Origin of the sequence: Marilutibacter chinensis, assembly GCF_021725675.1 — a bacterium.
Classification (GTDB): Bacteria; Pseudomonadota; Gammaproteobacteria; order Xanthomonadales; family Xanthomonadaceae; genus Marilutibacter; species Marilutibacter chinensis.
In genome coordinates this window covers 70830-93624 of record NZ_JAKJPO010000003.1, presented here as the reverse complement: position 1 = coordinate 93624, position 22795 = coordinate 70830, and the positions used below count along the sequence as shown (strand labels likewise).

The 22795-nt window shown below is 69.6% G+C and carries 24 protein-coding genes; 11 read left to right on the top strand and 13 right to left on the bottom strand.

From position 1 onward, the window contains the following. Window positions 1-80: 80 nt before the first annotated feature. The 9 genes from L3V18_RS06100 to L3V18_RS06060 form a co-directional block, all read right to left on the bottom strand. Window positions 81-1034, bottom strand: coding sequence for an alpha-L-glutamate ligase-like protein (locus L3V18_RS06100; RefSeq protein ID WP_237053800.1), 954 nt, complete (start codon window positions 1032-1034; stop codon window positions 81-83). Next, window positions 1031-2560 (bottom strand): inactive transglutaminase family protein, encoded by a 1530-nt coding sequence (locus L3V18_RS06095; protein WP_237053799.1) that lies wholly within the window; start codon window positions 2558-2560, stop codon window positions 1031-1033. Before L3V18_RS06095 ends, L3V18_RS06100 begins: the two co-directional genes overlap by 4 nt. After that, window positions 2557-3120, bottom strand: a complete 564-nt coding sequence (locus L3V18_RS06090; protein ID WP_237053798.1) for an ATP-dependent zinc protease family protein — start codon at window positions 3118-3120, stop codon at window positions 2557-2559. Before L3V18_RS06090 ends, L3V18_RS06095 begins: the two co-directional genes overlap by 4 nt. 129 nt (window positions 3121-3249) lie before the next feature. Beyond that, window positions 3250-3615, bottom strand: a complete 366-nt coding sequence (locus tag L3V18_RS06085) for a Na+/H+ antiporter subunit G (protein ID WP_237053797.1) — start codon at window positions 3613-3615, stop codon at window positions 3250-3252. Continuing rightward, window positions 3612-3854, bottom strand: a complete 243-nt coding sequence (locus L3V18_RS06080; RefSeq protein WP_237054215.1) for a K+/H+ antiporter subunit F — start codon at window positions 3852-3854, stop codon at window positions 3612-3614. The genes L3V18_RS06085 and L3V18_RS06080 overlap by 4 nt, the downstream gene beginning before the upstream one ends. Before the next feature lie 29 nt (window positions 3855-3883). Further along, entirely contained in the window at window positions 3884-4369 is a 486-nt protein-coding gene (locus tag L3V18_RS06075) for a Na+/H+ antiporter subunit E (RefSeq protein ID WP_237053796.1), read from the bottom strand. Next, on the bottom strand, window positions 4366-5952 hold the full coding sequence (locus L3V18_RS06070) for a monovalent cation/H+ antiporter subunit D (protein ID WP_237053795.1): 1587 nt from the start codon (window positions 5950-5952) through the stop codon (window positions 4366-4368). Before L3V18_RS06070 ends, L3V18_RS06075 begins: the two co-directional genes overlap by 4 nt. Beyond that, a complete protein-coding gene (locus tag L3V18_RS06065) occupies window positions 5949-6296 on the bottom strand; it encodes a Na+/H+ antiporter subunit C (RefSeq protein ID WP_237053794.1) in 348 nt (115 codons plus the stop codon). Before L3V18_RS06065 ends, L3V18_RS06070 begins: the two co-directional genes overlap by 4 nt. Continuing rightward, complete coding sequence (locus L3V18_RS06060; protein WP_425493474.1) at window positions 6296-9124, bottom strand: monovalent cation/H+ antiporter subunit A; 2829 nt, start codon at window positions 9122-9124, stop codon at window positions 6296-6298. The genes L3V18_RS06065 and L3V18_RS06060 overlap by 1 nt, the downstream gene beginning before the upstream one ends. A 293-nt stretch (window positions 9125-9417) precedes the next feature. Here L3V18_RS06060 and L3V18_RS06055 point away from each other — a divergent pair, with 293 nt between their 5' ends. Continuing rightward, window positions 9418-10293, top strand: coding sequence for an NAD-dependent epimerase/dehydratase family protein (locus L3V18_RS06055; RefSeq protein WP_237053793.1), 876 nt, complete (start codon window positions 9418-9420; stop codon window positions 10291-10293). A gap of 4 nt (window positions 10294-10297) precedes the next feature. Here the strand turns inward: L3V18_RS06055 and L3V18_RS06050 are convergent, their stop codons facing one another. From L3V18_RS06050 to L3V18_RS06035, 4 genes are all read right to left on the bottom strand, one after another. Further along, window positions 10298-10678 carry a universal stress protein gene (locus L3V18_RS06050; protein WP_237053792.1) on the bottom strand — a complete coding sequence of 127 codons (381 nt, stop codon included), beginning with the start codon at window positions 10676-10678 and terminating at the stop codon, window positions 10298-10300. Between the two features lie 108 nt (window positions 10679-10786). Beyond that, window positions 10787-11674 (bottom strand): DMT family transporter, encoded by an 888-nt coding sequence (locus tag L3V18_RS06045; protein ID WP_237053791.1) that lies wholly within the window; start codon window positions 11672-11674, stop codon window positions 10787-10789. A gap of 227 nt (window positions 11675-11901) precedes the next feature. Continuing rightward, window positions 11902-12414, bottom strand: coding sequence for an Mpo1 family 2-hydroxy fatty acid dioxygenase (locus L3V18_RS06040; RefSeq protein WP_237053790.1), 513 nt, complete (start codon window positions 12412-12414; stop codon window positions 11902-11904). Window positions 12415-12540: 126 nt separating this feature from the next. Beyond that, window positions 12541-13500 carry a phosphoribosylaminoimidazolesuccinocarboxamide synthase gene (locus tag L3V18_RS06035; protein WP_237054213.1) on the bottom strand — a complete coding sequence of 320 codons (960 nt, stop codon included), beginning with the start codon at window positions 13498-13500 and terminating at the stop codon, window positions 12541-12543. Between the two features lie 202 nt (window positions 13501-13702). Here L3V18_RS06035 and L3V18_RS06030 point away from each other — a divergent pair, with 202 nt between their 5' ends. From L3V18_RS06030 to L3V18_RS05985, 10 genes are all read left to right on the top strand, one after another. Beyond that, window positions 13703-14047: a J domain-containing protein gene (locus tag L3V18_RS06030; protein ID WP_237053789.1), complete on the top strand. Its 345-nt coding sequence runs from the start codon at window positions 13703-13705 to the stop codon at window positions 14045-14047. Between the two features lie 5 nt (window positions 14048-14052). Further along, window positions 14053-14724, top strand: a complete 672-nt coding sequence (gene rpe / locus L3V18_RS06025) for a ribulose-phosphate 3-epimerase (protein WP_237054212.1) — start codon at window positions 14053-14055, stop codon at window positions 14722-14724. A gap of 416 nt (window positions 14725-15140) precedes the next feature. Further along, window positions 15141-16082, top strand: coding sequence for a lipid kinase YegS (gene yegS / locus L3V18_RS06020; protein ID WP_237054211.1), 942 nt, complete (start codon window positions 15141-15143; stop codon window positions 16080-16082). A gap of 193 nt (window positions 16083-16275) precedes the next feature. Beyond that, a complete protein-coding gene (trpE, locus tag L3V18_RS06015) occupies window positions 16276-17775 on the top strand; it encodes an anthranilate synthase component I (protein WP_237053788.1) in 1500 nt (499 codons plus the stop codon). 268 nt (window positions 17776-18043) lie between these two features. Continuing rightward, window positions 18044-18745: a hypothetical protein gene (locus tag L3V18_RS06010; RefSeq protein ID WP_237053787.1), complete on the top strand. Its 702-nt coding sequence runs from the start codon at window positions 18044-18046 to the stop codon at window positions 18743-18745. Between the two features lie 318 nt (window positions 18746-19063). Next, the gene (locus L3V18_RS06005) at window positions 19064-19696 is read left to right on the top strand and encodes an anthranilate synthase component II (RefSeq protein ID WP_237053786.1); all 633 of its coding nucleotides are present in this window, start codon (window positions 19064-19066) and stop codon (window positions 19694-19696) included. Between the two features lie 90 nt (window positions 19697-19786). After that, window positions 19787-20830 carry an anthranilate phosphoribosyltransferase gene (gene trpD / locus L3V18_RS06000; protein ID WP_237053785.1) on the top strand — a complete coding sequence of 348 codons (1044 nt, stop codon included), beginning with the start codon at window positions 19787-19789 and terminating at the stop codon, window positions 20828-20830. 13 nt (window positions 20831-20843) lie between these two features. After that, window positions 20844-21191, top strand: a complete 348-nt coding sequence (locus L3V18_RS05995; RefSeq protein ID WP_237053784.1) for an antibiotic biosynthesis monooxygenase family protein — start codon at window positions 20844-20846, stop codon at window positions 21189-21191. Continuing rightward, on the top strand, window positions 21188-21979 hold the full coding sequence (gene trpC / locus L3V18_RS05990) for an indole-3-glycerol phosphate synthase TrpC (protein ID WP_237053783.1): 792 nt from the start codon (window positions 21188-21190) through the stop codon (window positions 21977-21979). Before L3V18_RS05995 ends, trpC begins: the two co-directional genes overlap by 4 nt. Continuing rightward, the gene (locus L3V18_RS05985; protein WP_237053782.1) at window positions 21976-22749 is read left to right on the top strand and encodes a haloacid dehalogenase-like hydrolase; all 774 of its coding nucleotides are present in this window, start codon (window positions 21976-21978) and stop codon (window positions 22747-22749) included. Before trpC ends, L3V18_RS05985 begins: the two co-directional genes overlap by 4 nt. Window positions 22750-22795 lie beyond the last annotated feature (46 nt).

The following is a 22795-nucleotide window of genomic DNA, read 5'->3' as shown; positions in this document are numbered from 1 at the left end:
CTGGCGGTGGACGGCTGTCGCCGGGGACGGGCGGGAGCCGGCAGATATGGCCGGTTCGTCGCCAGGGCGCCGATCGGCCCTTACCGCATGCCGCCGAACTTCGAGCGCACGAAGTCGGCGCGCGCGGCCGGCTCCATGTCGGGCTCGGCATCGCGGTCGATCTGCTCGAGCCGCTCGCGCAGGCCGCGGCGGTTGGCGATCTGGATCGCGAGCCCCGGACGCGCATTGAGTTCCAGGATCAGCGGGCCCTGCTCGCGGTCGATCACGATGTCGACGCCCAGATAGCCCAGCCCGGTCAGTTCGTGACCGCGTGCGGACAGTTCCAGGATCCGGTCCCAGCCGGGAATCGCCACGCCTTCCAGCGGTTCCAGGGTATCCGGATGGCGGTCGACCGGATGGCCATGCCAGACGCCATGGGTGGTCAGTCCGCTGGCGATGTCGATGCCGGTACCGACCGCGCCCTGGTGCAGGTTGGCCTTGCCGCCGGAAGCCCGGGTCGGCAACCGCAGCATCGCCAGCACCGGGAAGCCGCGATGCACGATCACCCGCACGTCGGGCACGCCCAGATGCGAGATCGCGCTGAACACCGTGTCCGGACGCACGCGGTACTCGATCATCGCGCGATCGGGCCGGCCGCCGAAGCTGTACATGCCCGACAGGATGTTGCCGAGGTGATAGACGATGTCCTCGCGCGACATCCGCGAACCGTTGATCTTCAGGTAGCCCTCGCCCAGGCGGCCGGCCACGACCACGATGCCGTCGCCGCCGGCGCCGCGCGCCGGCTTGATCACGAAGTCGTCGCGTCCCTCGAGCAGGCGCTCGAAGCGACGCGCATCGTGGTACGTCGAGACCACGCCATAGAGGTCGGGGACGGCCATTCCCGCGTCCAGCGCCAGTTGCTTGGTCAGCAGCTTGTCGTCCACGCGCGGGTACAGCCGGCGTGGATTGCGCCGGGCGATGTACAGCGCGTTGCGTGCGTTCATGCTCAGCACGCCGGCCCGGCGCAGCTCGCTGGGCCACGCGAACCACCTCATTGCGGCGCCCCCTGGCCGAGTGCGCGGAAGCGCAGCAGCTCGCTGAGCCGGTAACCGGTGTAGCGGCCCAGCATCAACGTGATCGCCAGCACCAGCAGCAGCACCTCGGGGAACACGAACACGAAGTACTCGACCCGCGCGTTGTACATCGCCAGGTAGCAGGCGATCGCGACCAGCAGGCTGCCGATCGCCTGGGTGATCGCGTCGCCGGGGCCATGCTCTTCCCAGACGATCGAGATGCGTTCGATCGTCATCGCCATGATCACCATCGGGAACAGCGCCACCGACAGGCCGACGTCGAACTCGAGCCGGTGCGAGAGCAGGCTCACCAGCAGCATCAGCATGATCACCACGATCACCACCACCGCCAGTCGCGGCACCAGCAGCAGCTTCAGGTGTTCGAGGTAGAAGCGCACCGACAGCCCAAGGGTCACGATCACCGAGAACAGCAGCACGCCGGAACCCAGGTCGGTCTCGCGGAACGCGAGCGAGATCAGCACCGGCATGAAGGTGCCGAAGGTGCGGATGCCGATCACGTTGCGCAGCACCACGATCAGCAGGATGCCGATCGGGATCAGCAACAATGCGCGATACACATTCTGCACGTGCACCGGCAGGGTCGACAGCGAGTAGGCCATCACCGGCGAGCCGACCAGTTCGCCCTGGCGGCTGACCATTTCCAGCGCCGGCTCCAGGCTGCGGGTCACCGAGAACTTCAGCTCCGGATGGCGGGCATTGTCGACCGAGAACAGCGGGGCGTCGCCATGCCACCAGATCAGGAAGTCCGGGGGATAGCCATGGCTGGCGTCGGCCGGGTTGATCGCGATCCAGCGTTCGCCGTTGTTGACCTCCAGCCACGGCTCCGGGATCGGGTCGCGGATGCCCTCGGCGAGGTGGATGCCCCAGACCATGCGCGCCGGGATGCGGGCGCCGGCCAGTACATGGATCGCGGTGCGGGTCTGCTGCTCGCGCGTGGCGGGTCGCGGCAGCAGCAGCTGCACGTTCTCGTCGGGCGCGGGGCTGGCGAGCATCTTCACCAGCAGCGAGGAGAACGTCGCGATGTCGGCGGACTTGCTGCGCACCTCGTCGAGGATGGCTTGTACCGCCGCGCCTTCGAGTTCGTCGTACTCCGGCGCCTGTTCGAGCGCCGGCACCGCCTGCGGTTCCGGCTCTTCCGAATGCCGGGCGACGGTCGCGCGGTAGTACAGCGCCTGCTGGCCGGTGGCCCGCCGGATGCTCCACAGCGCCACGCGGTTGTCGTCGCGCCGCTCCGTCTGCACGCCGTAGCCTCGCGAGACGAAGTTCTCGTCGATCAGCATGAAGCCCGGCGGGTCGGCCGGGATCGCGAGCTCGGCCTTGATCGCGCGGCCGTCGGGCTCGAAGCCCAGACGCGCCTCGATCACCCAGCTTTCGACCTCCTCGGCCGGTACCAGCGGATAGCCAAGCACCCGCGTCTTGTAGCCGATCAGCCCGATCGCGGCCGCCGCCAGTGCGAAGGCGAGGATCCGCAGATGCCAGCGATTCATGCGGATGCCACCGCGACCGCATCAGCCGCAGCGGAGCGGGTCCGGCTCTGGCGCCGGCACGAGGGCCGCTGGATGAAGGTATCGCCGGGGTCGACGATGATGCGCCCTTCCATGAAGTTGCGGCCGACCAGGACCGGGTAGACGAACGAGCTGCGGTCGACCAGGGTGAACTCCTGCTTGCGGTAGACCGAGCCCAGGCACATGCCGATCTCGACCACCGGCCGCCGCTGGGTCGAGCCGTCGTGGCGGCGGATCCGGACGTGGCGGACCAGCCGCGACTCGAACGACTCCTCGACGTCATGGTCCTCGTCGCGGACGACGAAGCGTACGTAGCGCTTGCCGTCCTTCTTGAATACCTCGATGTCCTCGGCGGTCAGCGACGAGGTGGTTGCGCCGGTGTCGAGCTTGGCCTTCAGCCGCAGCGGACCGCGGCCGATGTCGACCCACTCGATCCAGCCGAGAATGTCCTTGCTGCTGGTCTCGGACGGGCCGTCCGCGGAGGCGGCGGGCGCGAAGGCCAACAGGCAGGCGACGTAAAGGCTCGCGAGGCATCGGGTCATGGGCGTTCCGTCCGGAGTCTGGCCAGCAAACCGCCAATGCTACTGTGCCGGGGGCGTTTTTTCCCCGGATCGGCCGTTCCGGCACGCCCGAAATGGGCAGCCAGTCAGCTTCGGAGCGTGGGGCCGCCGTCAGCCGCGGCGGCGGTCGGGATTCTCCGGGCGCGGATCGCCGGACCGGGCGCCGGGGCGCGGAGGACGCCGTTCCAGCCCGATCCGCAGCGCCGCCAGCGACATCAGGTGGGCGCTGACCGGGGCGGTGATGAACAGGAACAGGGTCACCAGGATCTCGCGCAGGCCGAAGCCGTCGCCGAGCCAGGCGTGGTGGCCGATCGACGCCAGCAGGATGCAGCCGACACCCAGGGTGGTCGCCTTGGTCGGCCCGTGCAGGCGCTTGAAGAAGTCCGACAGCTTGATCAGGCCCAGCGAGCCGACCAGGACGAAGCCGCTGCCGATCAGCAGCAGCGCGGCGAGCAGGTATTCGAGCGCGGCGTTCATTCGACGATGTCCCGCCGCAGCACGTACTTGCTGAGCATCACGGTGCCGACGAAGCCGAGCATCGCGATCACCAGTGCGGCCTCGAAGTAGATCGTCGAGTGCAGTTGCATGCCGAACAGCATCAGCGCGGCGATCGTGTTGATGTAGAGCGTGTCGAGGGCGAGGATGCGATCGGGCACCGACGGCCCCGCCAGCAGCCGGTACAGGCTGAACAGCATGGCCGCGGCCACCATGAACATCGACGCGGTCAGTGCATGATCGATGACGGTCACGGGAAGATCTCCATCAGCAGCGACTCGTAGCGCGTCTTGATCTCGGCGATCTGCACGTCGGCGTCCTTCAGGTTGAAGCAGTGCACAAGCAGGAACCGGCGGTCTTCGCTCAGCTCGGCGGAGACCGTGCCAGGCGTCAGGGTGATGATGCTGGCCAGCGCGGTGATGCCGTGGATGCTGGTCAGATCCAGCGGAATCCAGACGAAACCGGGCGTCAGCGCGCGCTCCGGGCCGAGGATGCGGCGCGCGACCTCGATGTTCGACAGGATCATGTCCCACAGCACCCGTCGGGTCAGCGCCAACAGGGCGATGGTGCGGCCGAAGGCGGCGCGTTCGGGTTCCAGCAGCCCGGCCAGCCACGGCAGCAGCAGGGCGAGGATGACGCCGATCGCGAGCTGGCCCGGGGAGAAGTCCGCGACCAGCAGCAGCCACAGCAGCAACACCGCCAGGCTCAGCGGCGGCGAGGTCAGCAGGCGTCTCATGGCGAGGGCTCCCGCAGCTGGGGCGTGGCGCCGTGTGCCGCGCGCACGTAGTCGGCCGGCGCCAGCAGCTGCGCCGCGGCGGCATCGGTGTAGCGCATGATCGGTCCGCCAAGCACTGTCATGCCGATACCGTAAACCAGCAACAGCGCGGCCGCGGCGACCTGGATGCGCGATGGCGGCGCCGGCAGCGGCGTGGTCTGCGGCCATGGCTGCGCGCGCCAGAAGGTCTGGCTGGCCGTGCGTGCCAGCGCCACCACGGTCAGCAGGCTGGTCACCAGCACCACCGACCAGGTCCACGCGACCGCGTCGGCGGGCACCGCGTCGAGCAGCATCACCTTGCCGAGAAAGCCCGACAGCGGTGGCATGCCGGACACCGAGATCGCGGCGGTGCCGAACAGCAGGCCGAGCAGCGCGTTGTGGCGCAGCGGACCGGCGACGTCGAGATTGTCGCCGACCGCGCCGCGCTGGCGACGGATCAGGTCGACGACGAGGAACAGCGCGCCGGCGACGAAGGTGCTGTGCACCAGATAGTAGAGGCCGGCCGAGATCGCAGCGGCGGTGCCGAGCGATATCGCGACGAACAGGGTCGCGGCCGATGCGATCACCAGGAAAGCGACCAGCATCCGCAGCGATTTGCTCGCCAGTGCGCCGAGCGTGGCCAGCACGAGGGTCAGCAGTCCGGCCGGCAGCAGCCATTCCCAGGCCCAGCCCGCCAGTGCGGCCGCCTCGCCGCCGGCGGCCAGATCGCCGAACACCAGCGTGTAGACCCGCAGCACCGCGTAGACGCCGACCTTGGTCATCACCGCGAACAGCGCCGCCACCACCGCCGGCGCCCGCGAGTACGCGTTCGGCAGCCACAGGTACAGCGGCACCAGCGCGGCCTTGGTGCAGAACACCACCAGCAGGATGCCGGAAGCAGCGCGGACCAGCGCCAGGTCGGCGGCGCCGGCCTGGCTCGTCCGCAACGCGAGCTCGGCCATGTTGAGGCTGCCCAGCACGCCGTACAGCAGCCCCAGCGCGATCAGGAACAGGGTGGATGCAGTGATGTTGAGCACGACGTAATGCAGGCCGGCGCGCATCCGCGGGCCGCGGCCGCCACTGAGCAGCAGGCCGTAGGAGGCGATCAGCATCACCTCGAAGAACACGAACAGGTTGAACAGGTCGCCGGTCAGGAAGGCGCCGTTCAGGCCGGTCAGCTGCAGCTGGAACAGCGCGTGGAAGTGGATCGCGCGGCGGTCCCAGCCGGCGCAGGCGTACAGCAGGCAGGCGCCGGCAAGCAGGGTCGTGGTCAGCACCAGCAGCGCACTGGTGCGATCGGCGACCAGGGCGATGCCGAGCCGCGCCGGCCAGTCGCCGACCAGGTAGAGCGAGATCGTCCCGGTGTCGGCCGCCAGCAGCAGGGCGGCCGCGACCGCGGTCAGCGTCGCCACGCCCAGCCACGAGATCGTGCGCTGCAGCGCGATCCCGCGGCGTTCGACCAGCAGCAGGACCGCGCCGAACAGCAACGGCAGCAGGATCGGCAGGACCGGGAGATGGGCGCCGAGCGAGGTCAGCGCCACGGGTGCTTCGACCGCTGCGATCACGGCATGCCCTCGCCGCCGGCATCGACGTGGTCGCTGCCGTTGTCGGAGCGGCTGCGCATCGCGATCACGATCGTCACCGCGGTCATCGCGAAGGCGATCACGATCGCGGTCAGCACCAGCGCCTGCGGAAGCGGATCGGTGTAATGGGCGAGTGTCGTCGCGACCCCGTCCTCGAGCACCGGCGGCTTGCCGATGACCAGGCGCCCGGACGAGAAGATCAGCAGATTGGTCGCATAGGACAGCAGGGTCAGGCCGAGGATCACGTCGAAGCTGCGCGCGCGCAGCAGCAGGTAGACGCCGGCGGCGGTCAGCAGCCCGATCAGGCTGGCGAGGGCGAACTCCATCAGGCGGGCTCCACGTTTGTCGGCTCGGCCGGAGCGGGGGCGGGCGGGACCGCCTTCCCCGTTGGCGCGCGCGGCGGACGGACGGTGCCCATCATCGACAGGATCAGCATCGCGCCGCCGAACACCACCAGGTACACGCCGGTGTCGAAGCCCATCGCGCTGGCCAGCGGCAGTTCGCCGACAAGCGGGACGCGCGGCTCGGCGTGGCCGCTGGTCAGGAAGGGATAGCCGAGCAGCATCGGCACCACGCCTGTCGCCGCGGCGACCAGCAGGCCGATGCCTATGCAGCGCACGTAATCGAAGCCCAGCCGCGACTCGACGTGCTGCGAGCCCAGCAGTACGTACTGCAGCAGCAGCGGCACCGCCAGCACCAGGCCGGCGATGAAGCCGCCGCCGGGTGCGTTGTGGCCGCGCAGGAACAGATACACGGATACCGCCAGCGCGAGCGGGAACAACAGATGGCTGAGATTGGACGGCATCGGCAGCGGATCGGCGACGCCGGGCACGACCTCGTCGGCGGCGATCCGGGCACGGCGCAGCAGCGCGTGCACGACCAGGCCGGCGATACCGAACACGGTGATCTCGCCGAAGGTATCGAAGCCGCGGAAGTCGACCAGGATCACGTTGACCACGTTGCGCCCGTATCCTTCCGGCAGCGAGCGGGCGAGCAGCTCGGTCGCGACGGTGTCCAGCGGACGGGTCATCATCGCGTAGGCCAGCGTGCCGATGCCGGCGCCGATCACCAGCGCGATCGCGCCGTCGCGCCAGCGACGCGCGTTGTTGTCGGTGCGGACCGACTGCTGCGGCAGATAGTTCAGTGCCAGCAACATCAGCGCGATGGTGACCAGCTCCACCAGCAGCTGGGTCAGGGCCAGGTCGGGGGCCGACATCAGCACGAACACCAGGCTCACCGCCAGACCGACCGCGCCGACCACCAGCAGCGCCAGCAGGCGCTTGCGGTGGAGGAACACGGTCGTCACGGTCGCGGCGACCGCGACCAGCCACACCGCCCATCCCAGCGCCGGCATCGGCTGGCTGGCGCCGGCTCCGGCGCCCAGCGCGGTCAGCGTCGGCAGGCCGGCGACCGCCAGCAGCGCGATCAGCACCCACCATAGCGAACGCTGCAGGCTGCCGTCGGTCACGTGGAAGGTGAAGCGTCGCGCGTTGGTCAGCAGCGCGCGGGTGTTGACCCGGAACAGGTGACGGCCGAACGCATGGCGGGCGACCGCATGCAGGTTGATCAGCCGGCGCAGGCCGAGGTACAGCAGGCCGCCACCGATCACTCCACCCAGGCTCATCATCAGCGGCACATTGAAGCCGTGCCAGACCGCCAGGCTGTACTCGGGGACCGCGTCGCCCAGCACCCCGTGGGCCGCGGTCGCCAGCACCGGAGCGATCGTCCAGGCCGGGACCACGCCAACCGCCAGGCACAGCACCACCAGCACCTCGACCGGGATCTTCATGAACCTCGGCGGCTCGTGGATCTCGCGGTCGACCGCGCGCGGGCCGTCGCCGAAGAAGGTATCGTGGACGAAGCGCAGGCTGTAGGCGACGCCGAACACGCCGGCGAGGAAGGCCACCACCGACGCCGCGGTGCGCATCCCCGCATGGCCCTCGATCTCCAGCGCCAGGGCGAAGAACATCTCCTTCGACAGGAAGCCGTTCAGCAGCGGGATGCCGGCCATCGCCAGCGCGGCGATGATCGCCAGCGCGCTGGTGAACGGCAGATAGCGGCGCAGGTTGCCGAGCCGGCGCATGTCGCGGGTGCCGGTCTCGTGGTCGATGATGCCGGCGGCCATGAACAGCGAGGCCTTGAAGGTCGCGTGGTTGAGGATGTGGAACAGGCCGGCGACCACCGCCATCGGCGTCGACAACCCGAACAGCATCGTGATCAGGCCCAGGTGCGAGATCGTCGAATACGCGAGCAGGCCCTTGAGGTCGTGCTGGAAGATCGCGTTCCAGGCGCCGACCAGCAGGGTCGCCGCGCCGACGCTGGTGACCACGTAGAAGAACAGCTCGGTGCCGGCCAGCGCCGGGTGCAGGCGCGCGAGCAGGAACACGCCGGCCTTCACCATCGTCGCCGAGTGCAGGTAGGCCGAGACCGGCGTCGGCGCTGCCATCGCATGCGGCAGCCAGAAGTGGAACGGGAACTGCGCGCTTTTGGTGAAGATGCCGGCCAGCACCAGCGCCAGGATCGCCGGGTACAGCGGATGCGCACGCAGCAGGTCGCCCGCCGCCAGCACCGCGTCGAGCTCGTAGCTGCCGACCACCTGGCCGATCATGATCACGCCGCCGAGCAGCGCCAGGCCGCCAGCGCCGGTGATCGTCAGCGCCATCCGCGCGCCCTCGCGCGCCTCGTTCTGCCGCGACCAGTAGCCGATCAGCAGGAAGGAACTGATCGAAGTCAGCTCCCAGAAGATCGCCAGCAGCAGCAGGTTGCCGGCGACGACCATGCCGAGCATCGAGCCCATGAACAGCAGCAGGTAACCGAAGAACTTCGGCGCGTCCTCGTTCTGGCTCAGGTAATAGCGGGCGTACATCACCACCAGCACGCCAATCGCCAGCACCATCAGCGCGAACATCCACGCCAGCCCGTCCAGGCGCAGCGAGAACGTCAGCCCGAGCTGCGGGACCCACGGATGGATCGACTGCGGAACGCTGCCGTCGAGGACCGCGGGGGTCAGCGCGGCCAGCAGGCCGAGGCCGATCAGCGGTGCGATCCCGGCCAGCCATGCGGTGGTCCTGCGCGAGGCCGGACGCCAGACCAGCATCACCACGGCGAACGCGAACGGCAGGGCTAGCAGGAGGGGTAGTTGGAAAACCAGCATCTCGCTCCAGTGGCTTCGGGACAGCTCCGGTCCGTCACCCCGACGTATGCCGAGGCCCATTGCGGGACAGCTGGATCCCGGCCCTTGCCGGGACGACGAGTGACCGGGCCATCGCGGAGGGGTGTTGCAATGGCCGGCCATTCTACCCGATGCCACTGCCTCGGCCGCGCCCGCTATGCTGTGCCGATGGCCCTTGAAAAGCCCGCTTCGACCCGGCTTCGCGCGCGCGTGAACATGTTTATATGCGATGCCCGGAACCTTCTTGATCGTCGTTCCCGTGCAGACGGGCATCCATGGACGTTTACAGGCCCATGCGCACCGCGTTGATCTTCGGTGGCAGCGGCCAGATCGGCCGGCCGTTGTTGCGGCAGCTGGCAGGCAAGGGCTGGCGGATCGCCGCGTTGTCGCGCGACGATCAAGCCGGCGTTGCCGGCGTGGACTGGGTGCGCGGGGGGTTCGACGCGATGCCGGTGTTGCCTGCACGCTTCGACGCGATCATCAGTGCCGGCCCGCTGGATGCATTCGCGCGCTGGTATTCGCAATCGGACGTCGAGACCGGTCGCGTGGTCGCGTTCGGTTCGACCAGCGTCGACACCAAGCAGCACTCGGCCGATACCGCCGAGCGCGACGTCGCCCGCCGCCTGCGCGAGGGCGAGACGATGGTGTTCGCCACCGGGTCGGCTCGCGGTGCGGCTGCGACCCTGCTGCGGCCGACCCTCGTCTACGGCGCCGGCCGCGACGCGACCCTGACCCGGATCGCCGCGCTGGCGTCGCGCTGGCGCTTCTTTCCGTTGCCGCGCGGCGCCGACGGCCTGCGCCAGCCGGTGCATGTCGACGACCTTGCCGCCGCTGCGCTCGCCTGTCTTGACGCGCCGGCCAGCTTCGGCCGCGCCTATGCCGTGCCGGGTGGCGAGACACTGCCCTACCGCGAAATGATCGCACGCGTGCTGGTCTGCCTGCAGCCGCCAGCACGTCTGGTCGAAGTGCCGTCGCCGCTGTTCGCCCTCGCCGTGCAGGCCGCCCGCCTGCTCGGGCGCGCGCCGGGCGAAGCGATGATCGGGCGGATGCGCGACGATCTCGTGTTCGACGTTGCGCCCGCGTTGCGCGACTTCGGCTACGCGCCGCGCGCGTTCGTGCCGACGGCGGAGATGTTCAGGCCCCCGGCATAGGACGTCAGTCCAGCGGGCGGCGCACGAGAAGGACGTCGCCGCGCGCGGTTTCCAGGATGCGCTGCGCGATGCTGCCCAGCAGCACGTCGGACAGCGCGCCTCGGCCGTGGCTGCCGATGCTGACCGGGTCAGCGTCGCGGCTGCGCAGGTATTCCCGCACCAGCCGTGCCGGCTCCAGTTTCAGCCCGACCACGAACAGCAGGACGGTCACACCGATCCCGGCCAGCGGCTCCATCGGCTCGTGGGCGCTGATCCAGTCCAGGACCGAGGGGCCGGCAACGATGCCGATCAGGATGTAGGCCACGATCACCGGTTGCTTCAGCCGCAGCGCGACCACGCCCGGCACGGCGGTGGCGAACAGCAGCAGGGCCATCTCGTCGTACATGGCGATGGGCCGCCCGGCTTCCCCCGTTCAACGAGGGACCATCATGGGCCCGGCAGGGTGCCCGGGCGGTTCACCTGGCCGGACACGCACTTTCGGCGCCACGCCTGCTCAGATCTCCTCGGCTCTCGGTGCGCGACGGCTCTTGCTCAGCGTGCGCAGGGCGACGCCGAGTACGCCGCCGAGCACCATCGCACCACCCAGCCAGAGCTTCGGCCCCGGTCGGTCGCCCCAGAACGCGATGCCCAGCGCGATTGCCAGTGGCGGCACCAACAACAGCCACGGGGTCACCTGGGCGACCGGATGGCGCTGCACCAGCACGTAGTACAGCCCATGGCCGAGCAGCGAGGAGACGAAGGCGGCGTACAGCGCGCCGGCCCAGCCGACCCAGCCGACCTGCGGCAGCCGCGCGATCGCGCCCGGCTCGAGCCAGGCGCTGAGCGCGATCAGCGGCAACAGGCTGAACACCGCCGTCCAGCCCTGCTGGCTGAACATGTCGAGCCCGCGCAGCGGCTTCATCAGCACCGTGCCGATCGCCAGGAACAGTGCCGACACCAGCATCACCGCTATCGCGACCGGCCGGTCCAGCACGATCGGATCGAAACCCAGCACCAGCACGCCGCAGAAACTGGTCGCGATCGCCACGCCGGTCCTCCAGCCGAAGCGTTCGCCCAGCACCGCCCACGCCAGCAGCGCGGTCATCGGCACGTAGCTCTGCATCACGATCGCAGGCGAGGACAGGTCGCCGGCCAGCTTCAGCGCGGTGAAGCTCAGCCCGAAGTGCAGTACGCCCACGCACAGGCAGACCGCGACCAGCCGCGGCCACTGCCCCGGAGCCGGTCGCCTGAGCACGAACACCAGCGGGATCGCGAGCAGCGCGAAGCGCAGGGCGGTGAACAGCAGTGGCGGGATCTCCCGCATCGCCAGCGCCGAGGTCAGGAAGTTGCCCGCCCAGGCGAGGACGACGATCAGGATCAGCAGGAAATCGCGCGGGGACATGGGCGGACACCGAAGTACCGCGTGGCGGGAGCCTGCGGTGGGGACGAGGGGGAGGGGCCCTGACAGGAGCGCTCAGGAACGGCCGTAGGAGGGGCGTAAGCCGCGATGAAGCCTCGCCATGAGGCCAGGTCGCGGCTCACGCCGCTCCTGTCAGGGCTGCGCCAGTCGGACGATGGCGATGATCGGGCAGGCGCGCGGCCCGGCGCAATCGGCCGTTGGTCGGGGCGTCAGTAGCGCCAGCCGAGCCTGCGGTAGAGCTTGGCCAGCACCCAGGCCGGGCCGATCAGCAGATAACGCAGGTCGGTCAGAAAGCTCGGCCGCTTGCCCTCGAACAGCTTGCTGTGGCCGACGAACTGGCCGATCCACGCGACCACGAACACCCCGATCGCCAGGTACAGCAGGTTCATCGTGCCGTAGCTGTCGTGCAGCCAGCGGGTCAGCCAGGCCATCAGCACGAACACCGCGAGCATGCCGAGCGCGAGCCTGCGGGAGGCGCGGTAGTAGAACGCCCAGGTCGCGAACATCGCCGCCCCGGCCCAGAAGCCGGCGCGGAACCACGTGCCGGGCGAGGGGATGCACCACAGCAGCGCGATCACGCTCCACAGGATCGCCGGCACGCAGATCACGTGGATCAGCTGGTTGGTGGCGTTGCGGTGATCGCCGGAATAGTGGGCGAACCAGGTATCGATCGGGCGCTGCGTCGCGGCCGGTTCGCGGGAGGTGTCGGTGGCGGTGCTCATGGCGGGCTCCCGATGCGGTGGCGTACGGCTACGGTCCGAGCATACCCGCAAGCGCCGGTACATGCCTGCGGCGGCGCGGCAAGGGCACGCCACCACGGGCCCGGCTGGCGGGCCCGCTGACCGGGTTCAGTCGATCGAAATCCCGGCCAGCTTCTGCAGTGCCTCGGCGTAGCGGGCGCGGGTGCGTTCGATCACCTCGGTGGGCAGGTGCGGGCCCGGCGGGGTCTTGTCCCAGTCCAGCGTCTCCAGGTAGTCGCGCACGATCTGCTTGTCGTAGCTGGGCGGGCTGCTGCCGACTTCGTACTCGTCGGCCGGCCAGTAGCGTGAGGAGTCCGGGGTCAGCATCTCGTCCATCACGTACAGGCGGCCGTCGGCGTCGGTGCCGAACTCGAACTTGGTGTCCGCGAGCAGGATGCCCCGTTCGGCCGCGTACCCGGCGGCGTAGCGGTACAGCCGCAGGGTGGCGTCGCGGACCGCCTCGGCCAGTTCGGCGCCGCACAGCCTGACCGCGGTGTCGAAGTCGATGTTCTCGTCGTGGTCGCCGACCGCGGCCTTGGTCGACGGGGTGAAGATCGGCTCGGCAAGCTGCTCCGCCTGGCGCAGGCCATCGGGCAGTGAGATGCCGCTGATCCGGCCGGTGCGCTGGTAGTCCTTCCAGCCGCTGCCGATCACGTAGCCGCGCGCGATGCATTCGATCGGCACCGGCTTCAGACGTCGCGTCACCACCGCACGCTGCAGGTACGGAGCCGGATCAACGCCGGCCGGAAGCACCGACGCCACGTCGATGCCGGTTAGGTGATTGCGGACGATGTGCTCGGTCTTGTGGAACCAGAAGTTGCTGATCTGGCAGAGCATCGCCCCCTTGCCGGGGATCGGGTCGGGCAGCACCACGTCGAACGCGCTGAGGCGGTCGGTGGCGACCATCAGCAGGTAGTCGCCGGCCGGCGTGCCTTCCGGCAGCGCCTCGCGTGGCAGGTCGAACACGTCGCGGACCTTGCCGCGGTGGCGCAACGGCAACCCCGGCAGGTCGGATTCGGACAGGACGGCCCTCGATGGTGTGCCTTGGCTCAATGTCGTGGACAGCATGGACAACGGTATACCCCCGGTCGAACGCATTCGCTCTGCGAGCTTCCCCTCGCGCGACGGGACCGGAAAGCCGCGTCCACGCGACAGGGCCGGCCAGTGTACGCCGGTCCGGGCCTCCGTGCAGGTACACTGCCGGCCTGATTTCCGGGTCGCTTCCGGAGCCGTGACCCGGTTCCGGTCCGCCCACAGGCAGAGAGGTGCCATGACCCGCTGGTACGGCAAGTTGCTGGGCTTCATCGCCGGGGCGCTGCTGCTGCGCTTCAATCCGCTGCTGGGCGCGTTGATCGGCCTGTTGATCGGGCACGCTTTCGACGCCGACTGGTTCCGGCTGCAGCGCCGCGCCAACCCGTACGAAGCGTTCGGCCTGACCGAGGACGCCAGCGACGCCGAGGTCGACCGTGCGTACCGCCGGCTGATCGCCCAGTACCACCCCGACCGGCTCGAGGGCGCCGCCCCCGAGCTGCGCCGGCAGGCCGAGAGCCGCGCGCGCGAGCTCAACGCCGCCTACGACCGCATCAAGACCCTGCGCAAGACCCGGAGCCCGTGACCGCCATGCAATCGACCGTGATCGCCCCGTCCATCCTGTCCGCCGATTTCGCCCGCCTCGGCGACGAGGTCGACGCGGTCCTGGACGCCGGCGCCGACTGGGTCCACTTCGACGTGATGGACAACCACTACGTGCCCAACCTGACGATCGGCCCGATGGTCTGCGAGGCGCTGCGCAGGCACGGCGTCACCGCGCCGATCGACGTGCACCTGATGGTCGAGCCGGTCGACCGCATCGTCCCCGATTTCGCCAGGGCCGGCGCCTCGTTGATCAGTTTCCATCCCGAGGCCAGCCGCCATGTCCATCGCACCATCCAGCTGATCAGGGACAGCGGCTGCCAGGCCGGCCTGGTGCTGAACCCGGCGACCCCGGTCGAGGTGCTCGACTACGTGCTGGAGGACCTGGACATGGTGCTGCTGATGTCGGTCAACCCGGGCTTCGGCGGCCAGTCGTTCATTCCGTCGACGCTGGACAAGCTGCGCCGGGTGCGGGCGATGATCGACGCGCGCGCGCCGCAGGTGCGGCTGGAGATCGACGGCGGAGTGAAGGCCGACAACATCGCCGGGATCGCCGCGGCAGGCGCCGATACCTTCGTCGCCGGCTCGGCGATCTTCAATGCCGACGATTACGCCGAGGTGATCGGCCGGATGAAGGCCGCGGTCGCCACCGTCCGCTGACCCATCGCACGCGGGTGCCGTGTGGAGGCGCATTGGCCGGGCCTGGGACCTGCGTAGCGGGTCCTGGGGTTTGCCAGGCGATGCCCCGGTAAATGTCCCCGAGCCGGGGGGCGATTCGCACCGCGGGTGCGGGTGTGGCAGCGCAGGATGGGAGCCGTGGCTTGCGCGGCAAACCCGGGCTTCGTGCGCCAGCGCGAAAATTATGGAGGCGATCCTGCCTCCGCCCGTCGTCCTTGGGAATGGACTCCCATGCTCCGCCTGGATGATGACAGGACGATGACGCGCCGGGCGGAATCGGCGGCGAAGATGCGGCTGCGTTCACGGGCAGGCGCGAAAGGTCGGTTTAGGCTTGGCCGATGACATGCGGTTCCGTTTCCAGGCCCGAACCCGGCGCAGCTGCCGATCGGGACGTCGACATCGCGTCCGCGCGCTGGCGCCTGATCCTGCACGGCAAGCGGGCTGCCGACGACGGCGTGCGCGAGGCGGTGATGGCGATGCGCGAGCGCGGAGTCGAATTGTCGGTGCGGGTGACCTGGGAGGGTGGCGATGCCGCCCGCCATGTCGACGGGGCGATCGAGGACGGCATCGACACGGTGATCGCGGCCGGTGGCGACGGTACCCTCAGCGAAACCGCCACGGCGCTGGCGCGGCATGAACGCAATGCCGGTGCATTGCCGTCGCTGGCGCTGCTGCCGTTGGGTACCGCCAACGACTTCGCCACCGCGGCCGGCGTCCCGCTAGACCCGCTGGAGGCGCTGCGGCTGATCGGTGCGGCGCCGGCGGTCCCGCTCGACCTGTTGCGGATCGAGGCCGACGGCGACATCCACTGGTGCGTGAACGTGGCCAGCGGTGGTTTCGGTACCGAGGTCACCGTGCAGACCGACGAGACGCTGAAGAAGGCGCTGGGCGGGCTGGCCTACCTGGTCACCGGCATTGCGCGGCTGGACCGCATCGAGCCGATCGCGGCCCGCTTCGAAGGGCCGGGGTTCGAGTGGTCGGGCGATCTGATCGTGCTCGGGCTCGGCAATGGACGCCAGGCCGGCGGCGGCCACCCGCTGTGCCCCGACGCCCGCGTCGACGACGGTGCGCTCGACGTGACCGTGATCCCGCCGCTGGAGGGCGAACTGGGCGCGCTGGCCCGTTCGCTGCTGACCGATGGGCGCGAGGCCGCAGGCGACCGTATCGCGGTGCGTGCGCGGCTGCCGTGGCTGCGGATGGAGACAGCCGTGCCGATGACCCTGAATCTGGACGGCGAGCCGGTGAGGGCGCGCAGGTTCCGGATCGAATGCGTGCCGGCGCGGCTGCACATGCATCTGCCGCCGGACTGCCCGCTGCTCGGCCGGACGGATGCGCGGTAGCGGCGATGGGAACATGTCGGCGTCGGTGCCGCGACGGGCGGGCGGCGCGCTGAGCGGCACCGCGCAAATCGGCTAAAGTAGCCGCCGATGAAGATCCGGGCGATCCAGCATTCCTGCCGTGGCGACACGGGTTGGCGATGGCGGCCACAGACCGCTGTCGCTCTCGCCCTGCCGCACTCCGAGGAATCGCCGCGTGAATCATCCTGCCCGTACCGCCACACCGTCGCCTGAACGTTTCCAGCAGCTCGCCGCGGAGGGCCACACCCGCATCCCGGTGGTCCGCGAGGTGTTCTCCGACCTCGACACGCCGCTGTCGGTCTATCTGAAGCTGGCCGATGGTCCGCACACCTATCTGTTCGAGTCGGTCGAGGGCGGCGAGCGCTTCGGCCGCTACTCCATCATCGGGCTTCCGGCGCGCCGGGTGTACGCGTTCGCCGGCCACAGCCTGTTCGTGACCGAGCACGGCGAACTGGTCGAACACCGCCAGGTCGAGGATCCGTTCGCCGAGGTCGAGCGCCTGCGCAGCGAGCATTCGGTTCCCAGGATAGAGGGCCTGCCGGGATTCGCCGGCGGCCTGGTCGGCTGGTTCGGCTTCGAGTGCATCGGCTACATCGAACCGCGTCTGGCCGGCAGCGACAAGGAGGACCAGCTCGGCACGCCCGACATCCTGCTGATGCTCAGCGAGGAGCTGGCGGTGTTCGACAACCTGCGCGGACGGCTGTACCTGATCGTCCACGCAGACCCTCGCGAACCGCAGGCGTACTCGAAGGCGTCGCGCCGGCTCGACCAGCTCGTGCACCGGCTCCGGCACGGCGGCACCAGCTATCCCGAGACGCTGGATCCGAACGGGCTGGACGAGGCCGATTTCGTCTCCGGCTTCACCCGCGAAGGCTTCATCGCCGCGGTCGAGAAGTCGAAGGAATACATCCGTGCCGGCGACATCTTCCAGGTCGTGCTCAGCCAGCGGCTGTCGGTGCCGTTCAAGGCGCGGCCGGTCGACGTCTACCGCGCGCTGCGTGCGCTCAATCCATCGCCCTACATGTACTTCCTCGATGTCGGGGACATGCAGGTGGTCGGTTCCTCGCCCGAGATCCTGGTGCGGCTGCAGGAAGGCACCGTCACCGTGCGCCCGATCGCCGGCACCCGCCCGCGCGGCGCGACCGCGGAAGAGGACGACGCACTCGAAGCCGAGCTGCTCGCCGACCCGAAGGAACGTGCCGAGCACCTGATGCTGATCGATCTCGGCCGCAACGACACCGGCCGGGTGTCCGAGCCGGGAACGGTGCAGATGGGCGAGCAGTTCACGATCGAGCGCTACAGCCACGTGATGCACATCGTCAGCGAGGTGACCGGCAGGCTGAAGGCCGGCATGAGCTACGCCGACGTGCTGCGCGCGACCTTCCCGGCCGGTACCGTCAGCGGCGCGCCGAAGATCCGTGCGTTGGAGATCATCCGCGAGCTGGAGCCGATCCGCCGCAACATCTACTCCGGTGCGGTCGGCTACATCGGCTGGCACGGCGACGCCGACACCGCGATCGCCATCCGTACCGCGGTCATCCAGGACGGCCGCCTGTTCGTGCAGGCGGGTGCCGGCATCGTCTACGACTCCGACCCCGCGACCGAATGGGACGAGACGATGAACAAGGGGCGCGCGCTGTTCCGGGCGGTCGCCGAGGCCGCGCGCGGGTTGTGACCGGCGGTCTCGATGCGGGGAGGATGTCCGCTCGGCTTGTGGTCCTCCGAGCCGAACGAGCGCCGGGTGTTGCCCCGGCGCGCATCTCATCGCCGCGGGCGAACCGTGAGGGTCGCTGCAGATTGGCGATCCGGGTGATGGCCGCGGCCCCGTTCAGCGGCCTTTTCGCTGCGTAGCCAACGTTTCCTTCACAAGTGGCAGTGTTGAGTAGGTGCCGGGGCGCACTGCCCCAGGGGGCATGCGAATTTACGGCCAGGAGGTGACGGCGATGCAGCCTGTCGAAGACCGATTCGTACAAACCCGCTTCTCCAATACCTTTCCCCGTACGGTGGAGCTGCTGTGTCCCCACTGCGACCGGCCGGCGATCCTCGAGGCGCGCAGCTGGCAGGAACACGGTCAGCAGGTCGCCGCCAGCGAGCTGGCCTGCTCGCGTTGCGAAGGCGTGGTGCTGTTCGTGCAGCTGCTGCAGCCTGACGGCACCCGCAAGCCGGACGGGCTGTATTGCCATCCGGCCCCGGGCGGCCGCGAGGCGATGCCGGGCCAGGCCTACCTGCAGGCGCTGTCGGGACCGCTGGCGCGGACCTACGATTCCGCGCTGAAACTGTACAACCACGCCGAATGGGGCGCGTCCGCGCTGATGGTGCGGCACCTGATCGCCGGCCTGACCGTGCAGTTGCTGGGCGAGGACCAGCGCGACCAGTCGCTGTCGCAACGGCTGGATGCACTGCCGCGTCGGCTCGACCTGTCCAGGCCGTTGCAGGACATCGCCGAGCTGATGGCGCCGACCGGCACCTTCGGGCGGCAGTTCGAGGACGAGGCCGCGATCGACAAGGTCACCGTCGACCTGATGCTGGAGCTGGCCGAGCAGCTGTTGGCCTATCTGGTCGTGATGCCCGGCTCGATGGAGGACCTGAAGCGGCGCATCGCGACCGCGCCGGTGCCGCTGCGTCGGGGGGCCGGTTCGGCCTGAGGCGGCCGCACGGCGCCGGCACGAAGCCGCCGCCGATGGTCGCGTCCCGCGCGTCCAGCGGCTAAAGTAGCGGCCATGATCACGTACGCGACCCCGGCTCCGGCAACCGGCATGGATGGGCGATGGTGGCGCTGAGCGCCGCCCGACACCGCCTGCCTTCCCGAGAGAGCCTTCGCGTGACCACAGCGTACCGACCCGGATCGGGTCCAGCCCGCCTCCTGCCTCACCCCGCGTTTTCCGATCCTGCCGTCCGCCGCTCCAGGTGGCCGGCGCGCGGGAGCGCGTGTTCGTTCCTCCATCCGCAATGAGCCGGCCCCGATGCTGCTGATGATCGACAACTACGACAGCTTCACCTGGAATCTCGTGCAGTACCTGCAGATGCTGGGTGCCGAAGTGAAGGTGGTGCGCAACGACGAGCTCGATGTCGCGCAGATCCGGGCGCTGGCGCCGCAGCGGATCGTGATCTCGCCGGGCCCCTGTACGCCGAACGAAGCGGGCGTGTCGGTCGAGGTCATCCGCGCACTCGGCGCGCACGTGCCGATCTTCGGTGTCTGTCTCGGCCACCAGAGCCTCGGCCAGGCCTATGGCGGACGGGTGGTGCGGGCCCGGCGGATCATGCACGGCAAGACCTCGCGCATCCGTCACCGCGGCGAGGGCGTGTTCGCCGGGTTGCCCGACCGCTACGAAGCGACCCGCTATCACTCGCTGGTCGTCGAGCGCGACAGCCTGCCCGACTGCCTGGAAATCACCGCCTGGACCGAGACCGGGCCTGCCGACGAGGGCAGAGGTCCGGCGGCCGGGCAGGTCGATGCGCCCGCGTTCGACGAAATCATGGGCCTGCGCCACCGCGAGCATCCGGTCGAGGGCGTGCAGTTCCATCCCGAGTCGATCCTGACCGAGCACGGCCACGCGCTGCTGAGGAATTTTCTCGAGCGGCCCGGGGCCGGCTGAGCGGCGCCGTCCGCGGGCCGTCTACCATTGGCGCGGTCCCGGCCCGGCCGGCCGCCGTCCTCCCCATTGAGCGAACACGGAGTCCACCCAATGCCGATCACCGCGCAGGAAGCCCTGCAACGCACCATCGAGCACCGTGAGATCTTCCATGACGAGATGGTCGAGCTGATGCGCCAGGTCATGCGTGGCGAGGTCACCCCGACCATGACCGCGGCGATCCTGACCGGCTTGAGGGTGAAGAAGGAAACCGTCGGCGAGATCGCCGGTGCGGCGACGGTGCTGCGCGAGTTCGCGCGTCCCGTCGAGGTCGCCGACCGCCGCGGACTGGTCGACATCGTCGGCACCGGCGGCGACGGCGCGCACACCTTCAACATCTCCACCGCGAGCATGTTCGTGGTCGCCGCGGCCGGCGCCAAGGTCGCCAAGCACGGCAACCGCAGCGTGTCGTCGAAGTCCGGCAGTGCCGACGTGCTGGAAGCGCTGGGCGCCTGCATCGAGCTGCAGCCGGAGCAGGTCGCCCGCTGCATCGATCGCTGCGGGATCGGCTTCATGTTCGCGCCGGTGCACCACCCGGCGATGAAGGTGGTCGCGCCGGTGCGCCGCGAGATGGGCGTGCGCACCCTGTTCAACATCCTCGGCCCGCTGACCAACCCGGCCGGCGCGCCGAGCATCCTGATGGGGGTGTTCCACCCCGACCTGGTCGGCATCCAGGTGCGCGTGCTGCGCAAGCTGGGCGCGCAGCGCGCGTTGGTGGTGTGGGGACGCGACGGCCTCGACGAACTGTCGCTGGGGGCCGCGACCCTGGTCGGCGAACTGCGCGACGGCGAGGTCCGCGAGTACGAGGTGCATCCGGAGGATTTCGGCATCGCGATGGCGGCGACCCGCAACCTGCAGGTCGGCGACGCGCTGGAGTCCAGGGCCATCGTGCTTGACGTGCTGTCGGGTGCGCCGGGCCTGCCGCTGGAGATCGTCGCGATGAACGCCGGCGCCGCGTTGTACGTGGCCGGCGTCGCCGACAGCATCGCCGAGGGCATCGCGCGCGCGCGCGAGGCGATGGCGTCGGGCGCGGCGAAGGCCAAGCTCGAGGAATTCGTCGCGCTGACCCGCGAACTCGGCGCGCTTGCGCCGGCCTGACCCGGAACCGGACATGAGCGACGACGACACCTTCGCCCGCCTGCCCGAGCCGCCGTATTACGCGGTGATCTTCAGTTCCCGTCGCAGCGGGGGAGACGACGAGGGCTACGGCCGAGCCGCCGATCGCATGGTCGAGCTGGCCCGGCAGCAACCCGGCTTCCTCGGCGTCGAGTCCACCCGCGGCGCAGACGGGTTCGGCATCACCGTCAGCTACTGGGTCGACGAGGACGCGATCCGCGCCTGGAAGCGCCATGCCGAACATGCCGCGACCCGTGCCCACGGGCGCGAGCACTGGTACCGACACTTCGAACTGCGCGTGGCCCGGGTGGAACGCGCCTACGGAAAGAAACAGCACGCATGAGCGACATCCTCAACACCATCCTCGCCCGCAAGGTCGAGGAGATCCAACAACGCGGCCGGATGCGGCCGCTGGAAATGGTCCGTGCGCGCGCCGAGTCGATGCCGGCGACGCGCGGGTTCGTCAGTGCGATCGGCGCAAGGATCGCGGCCGGGCAACCGGCGGTGATCGCCGAGGTCAAGAAGGCCAGCCCGTCCAAGGGCCTGATCCGCCCGGATTTCCATCCGGCCGAGATCGCGCGCAGCTACGAGGCGGGCGGAGCGGCCTGCCTGTCGGTGCTGACCGATGTCGATTTCTTCCAGGGCAGCAATCTCTACCTCGGCGAAGCTCGCGGTGCCTGCGGGTTGCCGGTGCTGCGCAAGGATTTCACCATCGATCCCTACCAGGTCTACGAAGCGCGGATGATCGGTGCCGACGCGATCCTGCTGATCGTCGCCGCGCTGGAGGACGGGCCGATGATCGAGATGGCCAATCTCGCCCACGAGCTGGGCATGGATGTGCTGGTCGAGGTGCACGACATCGACGAGCTCGAGCGCGCGCTGCAGACCGACTGCGAGCTGATCGGCGTCAACAACCGCAACCTGCGCACCTTCGAGGTCTCGCTGGAGACCACGCTGGAACTGAAGCAGGCGGTACCGGCCGACCGCACCCTGGTCACCGAGAGCGGCATCGCGACCCCGGCCGACGTCGCACGCATGCGCGGTGCCGGCGTCGACGCGTTCCTGGTCGGCGAGAGCTTCATGCGCGAGCGCGACCCCGGCGCGGCCCTGCAGCGGCTGTTCGCGGCATGAGTGCGGCCGTCGGGCTCGGCGTAGACGACGGTGTTGCCGGTGGCGGTTACCCGCCGGCCCGGGACGGCGCGCCGCTGGTGGTGTTCGATTTCGATCACACGCTCTACGACGGCGATTCCGGCAGCCACCTGTTCCGCTGGCTGATCGGACGCAGCCCCTGGCGCATCCTGCTGGCCCTGCTGATCGCGCCGCTGTTCGGCCCGCTGGTCGCGCTGCTGCCGACCCGGCGGTTCGGCATCACCGGCTTCGTCTGGGCCGGTACCGTCGGCCTGCACGACCGCCATGACCTCGACGCGCTGATCGACCGCTACGTCGATGGTCATCGCGAGCGGATCCGCGCGCGCCTGCTGCCGGTCGCGCTGGAGGTGCTGCACGGCCATCGTGCCCGTGGCGACAGGGTGGTGATCGCGACCGGGGCGCCGCCGGAGCTGGCACGGGCGATCCTGGCCTTCGTCGCGCACGAGGACGTGCCGGTGGTCGGCACCCGGGTCGGCCCGCATCTGGGCGGGATCGCACCCACCCGCCATTGCCACCATGCGATGAAGATGACGATGCTGCGCGAGGCCGGCTTCGATGGCCCGGTGTACAAGGCCTACTCGGACAGCACTGCCGATCTGCCCCTGCTGATGGCCGCCGCCGAGCCGGTGGTGGTCAATCCGAAGGCGCGCCGGATCGCCACGTTCCGGAACCTGTTGCCGGCCGGCACGCCGATCCTCAACTGGGGCTGCCCCGGCCGGGCCGGCGAGCCGGTGGGGCTGGAAAAGGCATGAGCCGCGGATTGCCCGGATGAACACGGACAGGGCATCCGCAGACCGG

Coding starts and splice junctions, on each gene's coding strand:
- L3V18_RS06100 (WP_237053800.1), bottom strand. CDS start 1,034: ATGAGGTGGTTCGCGTGGCCCAGCGAGCTGCGCCGGGCCGGCGTGCTG.
- L3V18_RS06095 (WP_237053799.1), bottom strand. CDS start 2,560: ATGAATCGCTGGCATCTGCGGATCCTCGCCTTCGCACTGGCGGCGGCC.
- L3V18_RS06090 (WP_237053798.1), bottom strand. CDS start 3,120: ATGACCCGATGCCTCGCGAGCCTTTACGTCGCCTGCCTGTTGGCCTTC.
- L3V18_RS06085 (WP_237053797.1), bottom strand. CDS start 3,615: ATGAACGCCGCGCTCGAATACCTGCTCGCCGCGCTGCTGCTGATCGGC.
- L3V18_RS06080 (WP_237054215.1), bottom strand. CDS start 3,854: ATGTTCATGGTGGCCGCGGCCATGCTGTTCAGCCTGTACCGGCTGCTG.
- L3V18_RS06075 (WP_237053796.1), bottom strand. CDS start 4,369: ATGAGACGCCTGCTGACCTCGCCGCCGCTGAGCCTGGCGGTGTTGCTG.
- L3V18_RS06065 (WP_237053794.1), bottom strand. CDS start 6,296: ATGGAGTTCGCCCTCGCCAGCCTGATCGGGCTGCTGACCGCCGCCGGC.
- L3V18_RS06060 (WP_425493474.1), bottom strand. CDS start 9,124: ATGCTGGTTTTCCAACTACCCCTCCTGCTAGCCCTGCCGTTCGCGTTC.
- L3V18_RS06055 (WP_237053793.1), top strand. CDS start 9,418: ATGGACGTTTACAGGCCCATGCGCACCGCGTTGATCTTCGGTGGCAGC.
- L3V18_RS06050 (WP_237053792.1), bottom strand. CDS start 10,678: ATGTACGACGAGATGGCCCTGCTGCTGTTCGCCACCGCCGTGCCGGGC.
- L3V18_RS06045 (WP_237053791.1), bottom strand. CDS start 11,674: ATGTCCCCGCGCGATTTCCTGCTGATCCTGATCGTCGTCCTCGCCTGG.
- L3V18_RS06040 (WP_237053790.1), bottom strand. CDS start 12,414: ATGAGCACCGCCACCGACACCTCCCGCGAACCGGCCGCGACGCAGCGC.
- L3V18_RS06035 (WP_237054213.1), bottom strand. CDS start 13,500: ATGCTGTCCACGACATTGAGCCAAGGCACACCATCGAGGGCCGTCCTG.
- L3V18_RS06030 (WP_237053789.1), top strand. CDS start 13,703: ATGACCCGCTGGTACGGCAAGTTGCTGGGCTTCATCGCCGGGGCGCTG.
- rpe (WP_237054212.1), top strand. CDS start 14,053: ATGCAATCGACCGTGATCGCCCCGTCCATCCTGTCCGCCGATTTCGCC.
- L3V18_RS06010 (WP_237053787.1), top strand. CDS start 18,044: ATGCAGCCTGTCGAAGACCGATTCGTACAAACCCGCTTCTCCAATACC.
- L3V18_RS06005 (WP_237053786.1), top strand. CDS start 19,064: ATGCTGCTGATGATCGACAACTACGACAGCTTCACCTGGAATCTCGTG.
- trpD (WP_237053785.1), top strand. CDS start 19,787: ATGCCGATCACCGCGCAGGAAGCCCTGCAACGCACCATCGAGCACCGT.
- L3V18_RS05995 (WP_237053784.1), top strand. CDS start 20,844: ATGAGCGACGACGACACCTTCGCCCGCCTGCCCGAGCCGCCGTATTAC.
- trpC (WP_237053783.1), top strand. CDS start 21,188: ATGAGCGACATCCTCAACACCATCCTCGCCCGCAAGGTCGAGGAGATC.
- L3V18_RS05985 (WP_237053782.1), top strand. CDS start 21,976: ATGAGTGCGGCCGTCGGGCTCGGCGTAGACGACGGTGTTGCCGGTGGC.